The organism is Noviherbaspirillum sp. (assembly GCF_036846085.1).
GTDB lineage: Bacteria > Pseudomonadota > Gammaproteobacteria > Burkholderiales > Burkholderiaceae_D > Noviherbaspirillum.
The window spans coordinates 1-13766 of sequence record NZ_DAIUCO010000134.1; the positions used below are offsets into that span (position 1 = coordinate 1).

Here is a 13766-nt window from a genome sequence, read left to right on the forward strand (position 1 = left end):
ATCCTTTTTCGCGATGCCGGGCGGCAGCGTCACTTCGATAAGCGCATCGCCTCCGCTCACCGTATCGGACCTGGATGAAATAACGCGGATGGAACTCGACGCCGGCGTTGCCTGGTTCGACTGGGCAGCCGGTACTGCGCCGCCGTTGTTCATCGTGATGGTTTGTGGCGAATTGCCACTGTCTCCTCCGCATGCGGCCAGTGAAACCACGAGTGCGGAGACGGATAAGCGTCCTGCGAACGCCATGTCTCTTGTAGTAGGGAGCATCTTGTTTGCCTAAAGTAAGTAGAAGCTCCCTGATAACGCCGTATTTATATTTTTTTAACCATAGTAGAAGTGAAGGGTCGGAGAGGCTTGAGGATAATCAAACCGATCGGAATGCGGCAGGCGCGGTCCGGGATTGGCGCCACGCAGCGTTTCGCACTGCGGGCGGCATGCTGAACGCGCAGCCACGCTGCGCGATGCCTTTGCGACGCGGCTTGTGCGGTCGTCGTCCGGCACCAGGGATCGTCACATGACTTGCTGTATCGCCCGCCGCATGCCGCCGAAGCGCTTGCGGTACTGCGCCGGCGTCAGGTTGACATGCCTGCGGAAGAGCCTGCCGAAGAATCCGGCATCTTCATATCCGACCTGGTTGACAATCGCCTCTACCGGCTCGTTGCCCGCTTCGAGCATCTGCTTGGCTTCTTCAAGACGAAGGGTGTGCACGTATTCCAGCGGCGACATGCCGGTGGCCTGCTCGAAGCGGCGCTTGAAGGAACGCTCCGGGATGCCGCTGTACTGAATCAGGGCGGCCACCGGTGATGGTTCCGCATAATGATCGGCAATCCATGTCTGGCATCGGGCAATAGCGGCATCTTCAACCTGCCCGGTCCGGGCCAGGCTGGCGAACGGTTGCTGGCCGATGTTATTCCAGTCCACCAGGTTAACCCGGGCCGTCTGCATGGCGACTTCCACGCCGGCAAGCCGGGCGATGAGGTACAAGGCGAGATCGAGCCACGACGTGCCGCCGCCCGCCATGATCAGGCGCTGGCCTTCACCCGAGGCAACCAGGGCGCGCTGCATCCGCACCTTGACGTTGGGATAGCGGCGCGCCATCAGGTCGCAATAGGCCCAATGCGTCGTCGCCTCGCAGCCATCCAGCAACCCGGCTTCGGCAAGCAGGATGGCGCCCGAGCAGGCGGTGGCCAGTATTTTCCCGGCCGCATGACAGGCCCGCAGGCAGGCAATTTCTTCGAGAAAGCGGCCATCCAGCGGCGTGCCGGGAGGAACCATCAGTTCCGGCACGCAGATCACATCGGCGTCCATGCAGGCGGCCAGGGATGTGTCCGGCGTGATGCGGACATTGTTGCCGGCAACGAAGGAATCGCCGTGGCAGGACACGACCTGCGGCACCATGGCGACCACGCCGGCGCGCCCTTCCACGATCTGCGCCCAGTCCCGCCCGGCGGACATAAACATGTCGTACATCCCGTAGACCACCGACGCAGAGGTTTCGGGCATCGCGAGGATGGCAATGCGGACAGGCGCCTTCGCATTCATGGCCGCTTTGTCCGTTTTGCCCGTTTTTTTGCCGAAATGGCTTTAGTGCCGCAGAACCGCGGGCCGTATCCTTTCAACCTGTCCCGCGACAACGCCCTGAAGAGAACTTTCATGTCCACCCCCACCGCACTGATCACCGATCCCGTGTCACTGCCGCTGCTCTTCCTGTCTGGCGCCCTCATGCTCCGGGAAGCAATGTTCGCCGCCCGGCGTCTGGCCGCCGTCAACCGCCGGAAGATCAGGGGCCGGAAGGCATCCTTATTTTACTTCTTCCAGTCTTCCTCGCCGTCCATGCTGCGGGCGAAACGATTGTCAGCGGTTCGGCCGGCCGGCTCGGCCATATCGTCCAGCGCCCGGAAAATCATTCGCATCATCACGTACGCGGCGTGCATGCCGGCAATCATGGCGACCTGCAGATCGTCGGCATCCTGTTCGGCACCTTTCACAACCCCGCCGGCTTCAGCGCGCAGCCCGGCTTCTACGACGGCGCATCGCGGCGCGTGACAGACATGCTGCTGTTTCGCGATGTGTCGCACTTCCATGGAGAGCAACAATGAGCAAGTACCGCCACAACCTGCCGCAGCTTGGCGACCGCCTTTTCATGACCGAAGGCGGGCTGGAAACCACGCTGATTTTTCAGAACGGCATCGACCTTCCCTACTTCGCCTCCTTCGACCTGCTCAAGGACCACGCAGGTACCACGGTGCTGGAGGACTATTACAAGCGCTTTGCCGCAATGGCGGTCGAGCGCGGCATCGGTGCCGTGCTGGAGGCGCCGACCTGGCGCGCCAACCCGGACTGGGCATCAAAGCTCGGATATAGCGCCGACATGCTTGCCGAAGCAAACAGGAAAGCAATCTCGCTTCTGCTGCGGGTGCGCGCCACATACGAGGCGCCAGGGAGCCCGATCGTCGTCAGCGGCAACCTGGGCCCGCGCGGCGACGGCTACCGCGCCGATGCGCGCATGACCATGGAGGATGCGCGCGCCTATCACCTGCCGCAAATCGATACATTCGCCGGAACCGACGCCGATATGGTCGCCGCATTCACGATGAATTACATCGACGAGGCGATCGGCATCGTCAGGGCGGCACAAACCTGCGGGATGCCGGTCGCGATTTCGTTCACCCTGGAAACGGATGGCAGGTTGCCGTCCGGCGACACGCTCCGGGAGGCGATCGAGCGAACCGATGCACAGACGGATGGCTATGCGGTCTACTACATGATCAACTGCGCGCACCCCACGCATTTCGAGACCGTCCTGCAGGACGGCGGCGGGTGGCGGCAGCGCCTGCGCGGATTGCGCGCGAACGCGTCGCGGCGCAGCCATGCCGAACTGGATGAAGCAATTGACCTGGATGACGGCGACCCGCAGGAACTGGGGATGCAATACCGCTCACTGCGTTCCGTCTTGCCCGGATTGGTGGTTGTCGGAGGATGCTGCGGAACAGATCACCGGCATGTGGATGCGGTATGCCGGAGCATGGCTGCCTGACGGCGCGAGTCCGATTCGATCAGGCCTGTTCAGGTCCGGAAAGATGCCCGGACCTGAATACGTTGCACGTCGCGTGCCTCATTCGGCGGATGCATCGACCTGGAAGGGTTTGTCGTACTCGGCGATCTGGTTGTGGGCCAGTCCTCCGTGCTGTGCCGACGCGAGATTCGTGCTTGCGCAGCCCGACAGGGCGAGTGCGGCGATGGATACGACGATGGAAACCAGTCGGAAACCGGTACTTCCCGTTCGTCCGTTGGGGGTGGTGAAGCCGTTCATGTGATTCTCCAAGAGGTTGAGTCTCTCCCCGATGGCTTGCTTGCACGCGATAAGGCTGGTCGGGTTATTGCCTGAAACGGCCCGAGGCGAGCGGGCCTTGATGCAGTATCGCCTACATTACTTACATCAGCCCTTCAGGCAGTCGCTCATAAACTTCTTGCGCTCGTCGCCCTTCATTCCTTTTGCGTCCGCGTTGCACGACTTCATCTTGTCCTGCTGCGCCTTCTGTGCGGTACTGGCTTTCGGCTTGGCGGACAGGCAGTCCTTCATGAAGGCCTTGCGTTCATCGCCCTTCATCCCCGCCGCGTCCTTGTTGCAGCTTGCCATCTTGCTTTGCTGCTCGGTCTTCGGCCCATCGCTGGCGGCCGCTTTTTCTTTCTCAGTATGCGCCGCGGCGAATGCGGATCCGGTAAAGGCCAGCGCGGCAATGATGGCGAATAATTTCTTCATGGCTGTTCTCCTTGGGTTTTTATGATTGGAAACGATCTCATTGTCACTCCCACGTCGCCATGGCTTCCTTGCTTGCTATTTCGATAGCGGCTTGGTTATCTGGATTATAGGATTGACCGGCCGGATTGCGCCGGCAAGGTGTTTATCCATATCAACCGAAGGCGATAAAGCCGGCTTTTCCGGACCGGAATGCCACGCCGCGACTTGACGGGCTGAACTATTTGGGCCGCGCCACGGACGAATCAGTGTGCGTGAGACTTCCCCGCACCCATCCAGGACGCATTGACTTGTGCGCAAGCAATGCAGCCTCTTTCCGAAAGCGTCTTTGTATGCTGCTGAGTCATGAAGCCGAAGTGGTATGGAAGAACCCCGGCATGTTCACCATGCGCACGGTGAAGGCCTTTCGTGCCAACCAGGGTCTGCTGCTGGCGGGCGCGGTCGCCTATTATTCCCTGCTGTCCATCGTGCCGCTCCTGATCCTGATCGTCATCGCCCTGTCGCATGTGATCGACGAGACAGAACTACTATTGACGCTCGGCAGGTACCTGGAATGGCTGATTCCCGGCCAGTCCCAACCAATCATCATCGAACTGGCCAACTTCATGACGCACAGCGATGTGATCGGCTGGGTGCTGCTGGCGACGATGCTGTTCTTCAGTTCACTTGCCTTTACCGTCCTGGAGAATGCGATGTCGGTGATCTTCGTTCACCGCGTCGCGATTCACCGCCGGCATTTCCTGGTTTCGGCAATCCTGCCGTATTGCTACATCCTGTCGCTCGGCGTCGGGCTGCTGCTGGTAACGCTGGTGGCCGGCAGCCTGCAGGCGATGGGCGAGGAAAGCGTGCACATCCTCGGCCGAAGCTGGTCGCTCGGCGGCGTATCCGGCGTATTGCTGTACCTGCTCGGACTGGTCGGCGAAATCTTCGTACTGACCTCGGTCTATCTCGTCATGCCGGTCGGGCGGCTGTCGCTGCGGCGCGCATTGCTCGGCGGCGTGACCGCGGCCTTGCTGTGGGAGGTGACGCGCCATGTCCTCGTGTGGTACTTCGGCACCCTGTCCCAGGTGAGCACGGTGTACGGCTCGCTGACGACTTCGATCATCGTGCTGTTGTCGCTGGAGATCGGCGCGGGCCTGCTGCTGTTCGGCGCCCAGGTGATCTCGGAATACGAACGCGTCGGCAGGGAACGCGAAGACGCGCCGCCGGTGCCGTTTCACACGACCGGGTGACCGCTGCATGATTGTTCATGATGGCGACACCAGCCGGTCGCGCCTGGCGAGCGACGGAAACAGTTTGATCCATGCCGCCACGATGGCCAGCGTTCCCAGGCCGCCGATCAGCACGGAAGGCACCGCCCCGAACCAGGCGGCGGTGACCCCCGACTCGAATTCCCCGAGCTGGTTGGACGCGCCGATGAACACCGAATTGACCGCGCTGACGCGCCCGCGCATGTCGTTGGGCGTATCCAGCTGTACCAGCGACTGGCGGATGACGACCGACACCATGTCGAACATGCCGGACAGTGCCAGCGCCACCAGCGATAGAAGGAACGATGTGGAGACGGCAAACACCAGGATTGCCACGCCATAGAGCGCGACCGACCCGAACATCACTTTTCCGGCGTTGCGCATGATCGGGCGTTGCGCAAGATAGATCGACATGACGAGGGCGCCAACCGCCGGTGCGCCCCGCAGCAGGCCCAGTCCCCAGGGGCCGACATGCAGGATGTCCTTCGCATAGATAGGCAGCAGCGCCACGGCGCCGCCCAGCAGTACGGCGAACAGGTCGAGCGATATCGCGCCGAGGATATCCTTGCGCCGCCAGATGTAGTCGATGCCTGCAAACAGCGTTTGCAGGGTCACAGGCTCGCGCGGGCGCGGCGCTTCCTGGATCCGGATGCATAACATGGCCGTGATGGCGGCGGCGAACAATACCCCGGACAGCAGATAGACCACCTGCGCACCGGCGACATAGACGAAGCCGCCGATTGCCGGCCCGAGGATGACCGCCGCCTGGGTGCCGGACGAGACCGTTGCCAGCGCCCGCGGCAGCACGGCGGCCGGCACCAGTTGCGGCGCCAGCGCCTGCTGCGTCGGCATCTGGAATGCCTTGGCGATGCCGAGCGCGACCGATGCCAGCAATATGGCGTCGCGGCTGAGCCAGCCTTGCATCGTTCCCGCCACCAGAAAGACGGTAATCGTCATCTGCGCACCCAGGCACCAGGCCATCACGAGGCGCCGGTCGAGCCGGTCGGCCACCTGGCCGGCGACCAGGGTCAGGACCAGTGACGGCAGGAACTGGGCCAGTCCCACGAGGCCAAGGTCCCAGGCACTATCGGTCAGGTCGTACATTTGCCAGGCCAGGATGACCATCATCATCTGGTTTGCGACGGCGGAGGCAATGCGACTAAGGAAGAAATAACGGAAGGAGGGATGGGTGAATAATGGGTTTTTCATTGCATGTATTGCAGGCAACCGTTCCGACCCGGCACGATTGCGGCGTAAAGGAAAGGCATTCTACGCAAAGGCCCTCATCCAGTCCCGGCACCCGCATGAAGAACACGCCGCCCGATGTCATGTTCCCATATTGGAATTTTCGCGACGCACCCTTCCTGAAAAAATTTTCTGGCGCGGGAGACAATCTGCTTCCATCGACCACCCATGTCCAAAGGCGCGTAAAAGCCAGGCAATTTCTATTGGGATGAAAATGGAACTACCGAACATCACATCGCTTTTTGGAACACCTATTCCTGCCAGCACTTTCGCCCAGCCATCGGGACAAGTCAGCTTGTTCGACCCGGGCGACATTCGGGATCCGTTCAGCAGTTTTGGCGTAAATTCACCTCTGAATCTCAACACCAGCCCGCTCCTGGATTTTGGCTTCAATCCGTTGACGGGCAATTCAGGCAACTTCATGGAATCATTCAACCAGATGCTGCTGATGGTGTTGACCGGGCTCAGCGGCCTGTCGAACGGCAATTCCGGTATGGGAAGCCTGTTTAGTCCCACGGCGACGAATCCAGCCGACCTCCGGTCGCCCGCATCATTCGATGCTGCGCCGCCGGGCGATCTTTCCAGAACGACGAGCCTCTCTTCTTCCGTGAATTTGCCGCCAGCCGGCGATCCCGGAAGCTATGCCACGAATCTTGAAGAGGCGAAGTTGACGACAAATCCCAGGTTCATGCCGATCGACCGTGGCGAGGAGGATGAGAAGGCGTGGAATGCACGGATCGTCGACCAGCCGTCGTTCGGCCGGGCCGTCGACGAGGTGGCGCTCGAGTATGGCCTGGACCCGAACCTGTTCCGCGCGCAGCTCCAGAAGGAATCGGGCGCCTTCAGCCGCGATTACCGCGATGCCATGAAACTCGTGGGCGACACAGACCGGATTCCGCAAAACAATGCGTCACTCGGACTCGGCCAGATCTCCAGGCAGTTTCTTGGTGAGGATGGCATCTGGCGCCACGGCGGCCCGGTCGATCCGAGGGTGGGCGGAAAGCCGGTGAGCGTCGAGGACTACAACAACAGCGTGATCCTCCAGCTTCGCGTGGCGGCGGCCAACACGGCGATGCGCATTGAAGATCACGGCGGATTGGAAAATGGCTTGCGCTATTACGTCAGCGGCACTTCCAACCCCAACCAGAAGGGCAACGAGTATCTCGCCGGAATCAACGACATCATGCAGAACAAGGAGTACATGAATATCGGCCGTTGAGGGAGCGGATGCGGAGCATGAATGCAACCGGCACGTATCACCGCGCCGGCATTGGTGACGAACTATTTTTCGATCGCCAGCAGCTCGATCTCGAAAAACAGGGTGCTGTTCGGCGGGATGGTTCCGGGAACGCCGCGCGTGCCGTAGGCGGTCTGCGGCGGACAGGTCAGCTTGGCTTTGCCGCCGACCTTGATCTTCTGCACGCCCTCCGTCCAGCAAGGGACGACACGTGACAGCGGGAAGGTGATCGCTTCGTTACGCTTGTACGAGCTGTCGAACTCGGTGCCGTTTTCAAGGGTTCCCTTGTAATGCACTTTTACCTTGTCGGACGCCTTCGGACTCTCGCCCTTGCCTTCCTTGAGGGTTTCGACGATCACGCCGGACGGCAGCTTTTCCGGTGCGCTGGAATGCGACGCGGCGAAGGCGGAGGCGGAAACGGCGAAGAGAAGGGGGAAAAGCAGTTTCATACGATCCTTTTTGATAGGTTGTGGACTGGTGCAATGACCGCAAGCACGGCCGGCAATGGCGCCGAACCGGGATTGTGACGCAAAACGGCCCGGCCGGCAGGCGGAGATGCATCACGAAACACGGATTTACCGGAATTCATTTCTTGAACAAAAATTCGTCGCCCCCGCGCGGAGTGAACGGAGTGAAGCATCGCCTGCCGCATGTATGGCGTGGGTTCGAGTAGCGACTCCCGTACTACCGCATCTCTCCCCACTGTTCCGGCGTTACGCGCGCGACCACGATCCATCCGGCCGGCTGCGGCAGCATGACGGCGGCCTCGCCCTCCGCCAGATGCGGTGGACCGGCAACCGCGCGGTATGGTGTGCCGTGCCCGACGATCCAGCGGTTGGTTGCCTGTTGCACCGGCGAGGCGAACAACCGCTTCAAGCCGGCATAATCGCCGCCCTGGCTTTCGCGGATTTCGGTCTTCGGCGTCGCCTGTCCGAACGCCAGCGTCGCGGTTTCCATCGTGCGGCAATATGGACTTGCCAGCACTTCGCCCATCGGCAGCTTCAATGCGCGGATGCGCTCTCCGATTTCCCGCGCGGATGCGCGGCCATCGGATGACAACATGCGCTGATTGGCGCAATCCTCATATCCCTTCATCGCTCCGTCGGGCTTCGAGAAATCGGTCGCGGCATGACGAAAATAGATGACGTATCCACCCTTGCGCAGCTCCGCCGCAACCTGTTTCAAAGGGATCGCGCGTCCGCTGTCAGGCGTGGATGACGGTGCGTCGGGGATGCCCTCCGGCGCGGCCGCAGTCTGAACAGACGACAGGGCACTGCACAACAGGAACACGAGTGCGGGAATTCTGCGCATGATGTCATTCGCGATGAACGACCGTTGCAGGCCGATTGAACCGGCTTGCCGCGGTCATGATTGTTGCGGACCGAAACAGGGATCGCCCGTGTAGATCCGGGACACCGGCGCCCTGCATCATCTCATTTACAGGAAATCGCCGCCGCCATCGCCCAGGCCCGCATCGTCGCCCAAGCCGATATCGTCGATACCGGCATCGCCGGACATGTCGGCGAAATCCTGCCGGCCATCGCCGCCTTCCTCATCGTGATGCAGCAAATCGTCAATGCCGTGGTAAAGAAACGATCCTGCGGCAACGCCGGCGGCAACACCCGCCATGGTGCCGATAAAGCTCCCTGCACCGCCGCCCATCAGACCCGGGCGCACCATGCGCGAATCGGAATAGGCGCGTGGCTCGCCATAGCGGTATGCCGAGCCCGGAGAGTGTCCTGCATGGGATGGATGCGTGCGAAATTCGCTATGCCCCCAATCCGAAGAGGGACTGAGGAAGCCGCTGTCCTGCGGCACCGCGGCTTCAAGCCGGCGCTGCAGCGATGCGATCTGCCGGCGTGCGGTATTCAATGCCTGTTCCTGCAGCAATACGCGCTGCACCAGCAGGTACGGCGCATCCGGCAGATTGCTCACCGTTCGAAGAATCATCGCCTCCGCTTCCGGATCCTTATGCTGCACCCGCGCACGCACCAGTTCGTCGAGAAAATCCTGCAGAGCTTCTCTTTCCTGTGAATTCATCGCTGTACTCCTTGATGGATCATGAAACCCGATTCGACAGATCGTGACGCCTGTCGTTCGGACCCTGCGACTCTCGCAATGCTTCTTTCATCCCCTTGGGGCGGTGCTTTGTGGTTTTGATTTAACCGTACCCGACTGATCACGCGAGAGAACAAAAACTTTCGCCGCAACAAGTGTGCTTGTCTCATTCGATCATTTTCGTTAGCGCTCGGAAATGATGGAGCCCGAAAAGCATCGGAAGATAGGACCACCGGATGTCACAAACCCGTTTCCTTGCTTGCTTCTGAGCATGCAAAGCGCGTGAGCCCGCCATGTTCAAAACAACGAAACACTTGAGATAAGTTAACTAACGGGTGCGTATGGGTCCCGGCATGAGCCTTTTCTATTGAGCGCATTCAAGAGCTGATCTATCGTGGAGGCGTTCAACAGTACCGGCAATGTCTGGAGAAGAGAAGAGTAGCGATGAATTCCACCAGGCCACTTATTTCCGGTCGCCCACATTAAAGAAGCCTTCGGATGTCCAGCAATTTTCTTATCACCGGTGGAGCCGGCTTCATCGGTTCCCACCTTGCCGAATCGCTGATCGCGGACGGGCACAGGGTACAGGTCATCGATGATCTTTCGACGGGTTCGATGAAGAACCTGGAATCGGTCATCGACCACCCGCGCTTCACGATGGCGGTCGATACGATCCTCAATCGCGAACGAATGGCGGATTTGATCGACCGCGCCGACTACGTGTGCCATCTGGCCGCGGTCGTCGGGACGCGCCGCGTACTGGCAAGCTCGATCGAGACCATTCACAACATCGTCAACGGCACCGACATCGTCCTCGAACTCGCCAGCGCGAAAGGGAAAGTGGTGTATCTCGCGTCCACGTCGGAGGTGTACGGAAAGTCGACCGACCTTCCCTTCCACGAAGACGGCGACCTCGTTCTCGGCCCCACCACCAAGGGCAGATGGTCGTATGCCTGCAGCAAGGCGATCGATGAACACCTCAGCCTGGCTTATTCGCGCGAGTACAAGCTGCCGGTCGTCATTGGTCGCCATTTCAATACGGTCGGTCCGCGGCAGTCGGCGCGCTACGGCATGGTGCTGCCGCGCTTTGTCGAACAGGCGCTGGCGGAAGAGCCGATCACGGTGTATGGCGACGGCAACCAGCGGCGATGCTTCTGCTACGTCGGCGACGTGGTGTGGGCAATGAAACGGCTGATCATGCAGCCCAAACATTACGGCAAGGTATTCAATATCGGCGCGTCGGAAGAGATCACGATTTTTGAGCTGGCCAAGCTGGTCAAGGAAAAGACGCGCAGCAGTTCGAAGATCGTGTTCATCCCCTACCATCTCGCCTATGACGACAATTTCGAGGACATGCAGCGGCGCATCCCGGACCTGACGCGCATCGAGGAAGCGACCGGATACAAGCCGCAAGTAGGTATTGGAGAGATCATCGACCTCATCATGGAACAGCAGATGGCCGACACATAATGGCTGCTGCGACCGTCGGGCTGGTGGAAGACACGGGTCTATCCCATCGGAGGGTGTGTTGAACTTTTTCTCGATTCAATTCGGCCTGTTTCTGTTCATATTCCTTGTATGGCTGGGCCTGTCCGTCTTTGTAGTTGCAAGCCGCATGCGGCACGACCGCCGCAAGCGGTGGCTGGGCAAGGTGGTATCGCAACTGCGGGAGCTGGATCACTCACCCGCCGCGCAACCGCTGCTGCTGACGGCGGACGTCCGGACCGAATCCCGCAATCCCGTCATCACGCAATTGCCCAAGCCGTTGGTCTACCGCACCGCGACCGATGTCGCACCCTATACGCCGGTGGCCACCGCGTTCGCCGAGCATGCCTTGACGCATTGGGGATCGGCAAGCCTGATGGCGGCCGCCTCGTGGGCGGGACCAGGCGTCAACCGGTGGGAGCGCATCTCTGCCCTGTGCATCCTGACAAGGGCAAAGGCCGACCATATCCATGAACTTCTGTTCGATGCCCTTCAGGACCAGGATCCCGATGTCGTATCGAATGCGATTGTCTTTCTCGGCCAGCTGCAGGACGAGCGCGCGGCGGAAATCCTGGTGACCGCGTTACGGCTGCAACTCTTCCTGCCATCCTTCATTGCACGCCAGCTGGAAAAGTTCACCATTCCGCTCAACGATCTGCTCGAACCGCTGCTTGAAGTGAACACGACCCAGGCACGCTACTGGGCGGTGGCGCTGCTGGCGCGCAAGGACAGCGAGGAGAACGTGCCGCTGCGCAAGATCGCAAGGCTGGCCGACGATCCCGATCCTGCGGTGCGCAAGGTGGTGGTACAAACACTCGGCCTGCTCGGTGCGACCGAAGAGGCGCTGGTGGTTCTGAAGCTGCTGTACGACGACGTGCCCTTTGTCCGGGTGCATGCGGTGAAAGCGCTGGCCCGTTTCCACTGGCCGGACTTCAGGGAATCGGTGGCCGCCATGCTGGACGACCCGGAGTGGCGGGTACGCGTGGCCGCACGGGAAGCACTTGCGGAAATGGATCAGGCCGGCGATACCCGGTCCGGCGCCCAGGCCGGCGATTCGTCGCCTATGCCTGCGGCCGACGAGACCGCCGATGCCGATGCCGCTGCGTTGCCGACCCTGCCGTTCGCCGATTTCAACAATCTTGGAAAAAAAGCACCCGTGCATGCAAGACCGGAGGAAAGACGTTCATGATGACAGTGCCTGCTTGGCTCAATACAGTGGTGGAGGCGATCTTCCTGGTATCAGTGGCCTACGCCGGACTCGTCGCGCTGGTCATACTGGCGATGCTGGTGCTGGCGCTGATCGAAGGACGTTACCGCAGCCAGCAGCAGCGCTTCGAAGATCACGCCGGCGTCGCCCGGTCCCGCTTCACGCCGACGGTCAGCATTCTTGTTGCCGCGTTCAATGAAGAAGCCGGCGTCCTGGCGGTGGTGGCGTCGTTGCTGCGCCAGAACTATCCGGAATTCGAGGTCATCCTTGTCGACGACGGCTCGACCGACAATACCCTCGGCGTGCTGCGCCAGCACTACGAACTGGAGCCGTACGACATCACGGACCGCCGCCTGCCGCCGCAATATGACGGGATGCAGTGCTACAGCAGCCGCATCGATCCGCGCCTGCTGGTCGTGCACAAGAACAACGGCGGCAAGGCCAGCGCCATCAACTGCGCACTCGGGCTCGCCCGGCACCGGTATGTGTGCTGCGTCGACGGCGATACCGTCTACGTCCGCGATGCGCTGCTGAAAGCCATGGCGCTGGTGGTCAAGGATCCTGCGGTGGTGGTGGGGGTGACGAGCCTGTACAGCATCAGCCACATCCCCGGAGTCGCCAGCGGCAGCGCGGCGGAGGAAGAGCCGGAGCACGGGCCGTTCGCGCTCGAGCGCAATCTGCTCGGCAGGCTCCAGCATCTCGACCTGATGCGGTCCTTCATCATCTACCGGCTCGCATGGAGCAAGCTCGGCGCGATGCTCTGCGTTCCCGGCGCGTTCGCGGTCTGGCGCCGCGATGTAGTGATCGAGGCCGGCGGCTTCTCCAGCAATTTCACCTGCGAAGACATCGAGATGACCTTCCGCATCCACGAGAAATTCCTGCGCGAGGGGCGGCCCTACCAGATCTTGTCGCTGCATGAAATGGTGGCGCAGACGGAAGGGCCGGACAATGCCAGGGCCCTGGTGCGGCAGCGGGCACGGTGGCAGCGCGTGACCCTCGAAACCGTCTGGCATTACCGGGGCATGTTCCTGAAGCCGCGTTACGGCATCGTCGGCATGCTCGGCGTGCCGTACTACGTCATCTTCGAAGCGCTGGCGCCGCTGATGCAGACCCTGTCGTTCCTTGCGCTGGCCCTGCTCATCGTTTTCGGCCAGGTCGACTGGCCCCTGTATGCGCTCTTCCTCGGCACCGTCATCTTCGCCAATGCGATTCCGACCACCATGGCGATCCTGTTGTACGACCAGGCTTACCGGCGCTACAGCCTGCGCGAGCTGGGCATGCTGCTGTTATTGGGTCCGATGGACCTGCTGCTGTACCGGCCCATCCTGGTGTACGCCGGGCTGCGGGGTTCATGGCAATTCCTGCGCGGGGACAAGGGATGGGACAAGTTCGTGCGGAATGCCCGCTAGGCTTGTGGGGCCGAGGTTGCTGCAGTCGTTACCAAAAGTGTCAGACAGACAAGTAATGCCTGCAGACATTTGTTTTAGATCATCCTTCGCCGCAAACACAGCTCCTATACTCACC

At 61.0% G+C, this 13766-nt stretch carries 16 protein-coding genes; 7 read left to right on the top strand and 9 right to left on the bottom strand.

Features of this window, described 5'->3' with window-relative positions; translation table 11 throughout:
* From V7080_RS15640 to V7080_RS15650, 3 genes are all read right to left on the bottom strand, one after another.
* A partial coding sequence (locus tag V7080_RS15640; RefSeq protein ID WP_334189322.1) for a DUF6351 family protein occupies positions 1–267 on the bottom strand: 267 nt, incomplete at its 3' end.
* A 243-nt stretch (positions 268–510) separates the two neighbouring features.
* The gene (locus V7080_RS15645) at positions 511–1542 is read right to left on the bottom strand and encodes a GlxA family transcriptional regulator (RefSeq protein ID WP_334189323.1); all 1032 of its coding nucleotides are present in this window, start codon (positions 1540–1542) and stop codon (positions 511–513) included.
* Positions 1543–1805: 263 nt separating this feature from the next.
* Positions 1806–1946 carry a hypothetical protein gene (locus V7080_RS15650; protein ID WP_334189324.1) on the bottom strand — a complete coding sequence of 47 codons (141 nt, stop codon included), beginning with the start codon at positions 1944–1946 and terminating at the stop codon, positions 1806–1808.
* On the opposite strand from V7080_RS15650, the gene V7080_RS15655 reads away from it, so the two are divergent.
* Together V7080_RS15655 and V7080_RS15660 are read left to right on the top strand one after the other, a co-directional pair.
* Positions 1929–2099 carry a hypothetical protein gene (locus V7080_RS15655; protein ID WP_334189325.1) on the top strand — a complete coding sequence of 57 codons (171 nt, stop codon included), beginning with the start codon at positions 1929–1931 and terminating at the stop codon, positions 2097–2099. The genes V7080_RS15650 and V7080_RS15655 overlap by 18 nt on opposite strands.
* On the top strand, positions 2096–3037 hold the full coding sequence (locus V7080_RS15660) for a homocysteine S-methyltransferase family protein (RefSeq protein WP_334189326.1): 942 nt from the start codon (positions 2096–2098) through the stop codon (positions 3035–3037). Before V7080_RS15655 ends, V7080_RS15660 begins: the two co-directional genes overlap by 4 nt.
* A 78-nt stretch (positions 3038–3115) precedes the next feature.
* Here V7080_RS15660 and V7080_RS15665 read toward each other — a convergent pair whose 3' ends face one another.
* Complete coding sequence (locus V7080_RS15665; protein WP_334189327.1) at positions 3116–3313, bottom strand: hypothetical protein; 198 nt, start codon at positions 3311–3313, stop codon at positions 3116–3118.
* Positions 3314–3439: 126 nt separating this feature from the next.
* Positions 3440–3763, bottom strand: coding sequence for a PsiF family protein (locus tag V7080_RS15670; protein WP_334189328.1), 324 nt, complete (start codon positions 3761–3763; stop codon positions 3440–3442).
* Positions 3764–4092: 329 nt separating this feature from the next.
* Here V7080_RS15670 and V7080_RS15675 point away from each other — a divergent pair, with 329 nt between their 5' ends.
* The gene (locus V7080_RS15675; RefSeq protein WP_334189329.1) at positions 4093–4992 is read left to right on the top strand and encodes a YihY/virulence factor BrkB family protein; all 900 of its coding nucleotides are present in this window, start codon (positions 4093–4095) and stop codon (positions 4990–4992) included.
* 15 nt (positions 4993–5007) lie between these two features.
* Here V7080_RS15675 and V7080_RS15680 read toward each other — a convergent pair whose 3' ends face one another.
* Positions 5008–6219 (bottom strand): MFS transporter, encoded by a 1212-nt coding sequence (locus V7080_RS15680; RefSeq protein WP_334189330.1) that lies wholly within the window; start codon positions 6217–6219, stop codon positions 5008–5010.
* Positions 6220–6349: 130 nt separating this feature from the next.
* Between V7080_RS15680 and V7080_RS15685 the strand changes: the two genes are divergently transcribed.
* A complete protein-coding gene (locus tag V7080_RS15685; protein WP_334189331.1) occupies positions 6350–7474 on the top strand; it encodes a hypothetical protein in 1125 nt (374 codons plus the stop codon).
* Positions 7475–7536: 62 nt separating this feature from the next.
* On the opposite strand, the gene V7080_RS15690 is transcribed toward V7080_RS15685, so the two are convergent.
* From V7080_RS15690 to V7080_RS15700, 3 genes are all read right to left on the bottom strand, one after another.
* Entirely contained in the window at positions 7537–7941 is a 405-nt protein-coding gene (locus tag V7080_RS15690) for an FKBP-type peptidyl-prolyl cis-trans isomerase (RefSeq protein ID WP_334189332.1), read from the bottom strand.
* Between the two features lie 235 nt (positions 7942–8176).
* On the bottom strand, positions 8177–8803 hold the full coding sequence (locus tag V7080_RS15695; protein WP_334189333.1) for a histidine phosphatase family protein: 627 nt from the start codon (positions 8801–8803) through the stop codon (positions 8177–8179).
* A gap of 126 nt (positions 8804–8929) precedes the next feature.
* A complete protein-coding gene (locus V7080_RS15700; protein WP_334189334.1) occupies positions 8930–9532 on the bottom strand; it encodes a DUF2076 domain-containing protein in 603 nt (200 codons plus the stop codon).
* Positions 9533–10048: 516 nt separating this feature from the next.
* Between V7080_RS15700 and V7080_RS15705 the strand changes: the two genes are divergently transcribed.
* Genes V7080_RS15705 through V7080_RS15715 form a run of 3 tightly spaced genes read left to right on the top strand, consistent with a single transcriptional unit; the run spans position 10049 to position 13651 of the window.
* On the top strand, positions 10049–11020 hold the full coding sequence (locus V7080_RS15705; RefSeq protein ID WP_334189335.1) for a GDP-mannose 4,6-dehydratase: 972 nt from the start codon (positions 10049–10051) through the stop codon (positions 11018–11020).
* A 58-nt stretch (positions 11021–11078) separates the two neighbouring features.
* Positions 11079–12224, top strand: coding sequence for a HEAT repeat domain-containing protein (locus V7080_RS15710; protein WP_334189336.1), 1146 nt, complete (start codon positions 11079–11081; stop codon positions 12222–12224).
* The gene (locus tag V7080_RS15715; protein ID WP_334189337.1) at positions 12221–13651 is read left to right on the top strand and encodes a glycosyltransferase family 2 protein; all 1431 of its coding nucleotides are present in this window, start codon (positions 12221–12223) and stop codon (positions 13649–13651) included. The genes V7080_RS15710 and V7080_RS15715 overlap by 4 nt, the downstream gene beginning before the upstream one ends.
* Positions 13652–13766: the final 115 nt, after the last annotated feature.

Excerpts from the sequence above, each read along its gene's own strand:
- V7080_RS15645 (WP_334189323.1), bottom strand. The coding sequence starts at position 1,542 with ATGAATGCGAAGGCGCCTGTCCGCATTGCCATCCTCGCGATGCCCGAA.
- V7080_RS15700 (WP_334189334.1), bottom strand. The coding sequence starts at position 9,532 with ATGAATTCACAGGAAAGAGAAGCTCTGCAGGATTTTCTCGACGAACTG.
- V7080_RS15675 (WP_334189329.1), top strand. The coding sequence starts at position 4,093 with ATGCTGCTGAGTCATGAAGCCGAAGTGGTATGGAAGAACCCCGGCATG.
- V7080_RS15670 (WP_334189328.1), bottom strand. The coding sequence starts at position 3,763 with ATGAAGAAATTATTCGCCATCATTGCCGCGCTGGCCTTTACCGGATCC.
- V7080_RS15665 (WP_334189327.1), bottom strand. The coding sequence starts at position 3,313 with ATGAACGGCTTCACCACCCCCAACGGACGAACGGGAAGTACCGGTTTC.
- V7080_RS15680 (WP_334189330.1), bottom strand. The coding sequence starts at position 6,219 with ATGAAAAACCCATTATTCACCCATCCCTCCTTCCGTTATTTCTTCCTT.
- V7080_RS15695 (WP_334189333.1), bottom strand. The coding sequence starts at position 8,803 with ATGCGCAGAATTCCCGCACTCGTGTTCCTGTTGTGCAGTGCCCTGTCG.
- V7080_RS15650 (WP_334189324.1), bottom strand. The coding sequence starts at position 1,946 with ATGATTGCCGGCATGCACGCCGCGTACGTGATGATGCGAATGATTTTC.
- V7080_RS15660 (WP_334189326.1), top strand. The coding sequence starts at position 2,096 with ATGAGCAAGTACCGCCACAACCTGCCGCAGCTTGGCGACCGCCTTTTC.
- V7080_RS15690 (WP_334189332.1), bottom strand. The coding sequence starts at position 7,941 with ATGAAACTGCTTTTCCCCCTTCTCTTCGCCGTTTCCGCCTCCGCCTTC.
- V7080_RS15715 (WP_334189337.1), top strand. The coding sequence starts at position 12,221 with ATGATGACAGTGCCTGCTTGGCTCAATACAGTGGTGGAGGCGATCTTC.
- V7080_RS15705 (WP_334189335.1), top strand. The coding sequence starts at position 10,049 with ATGTCCAGCAATTTTCTTATCACCGGTGGAGCCGGCTTCATCGGTTCC.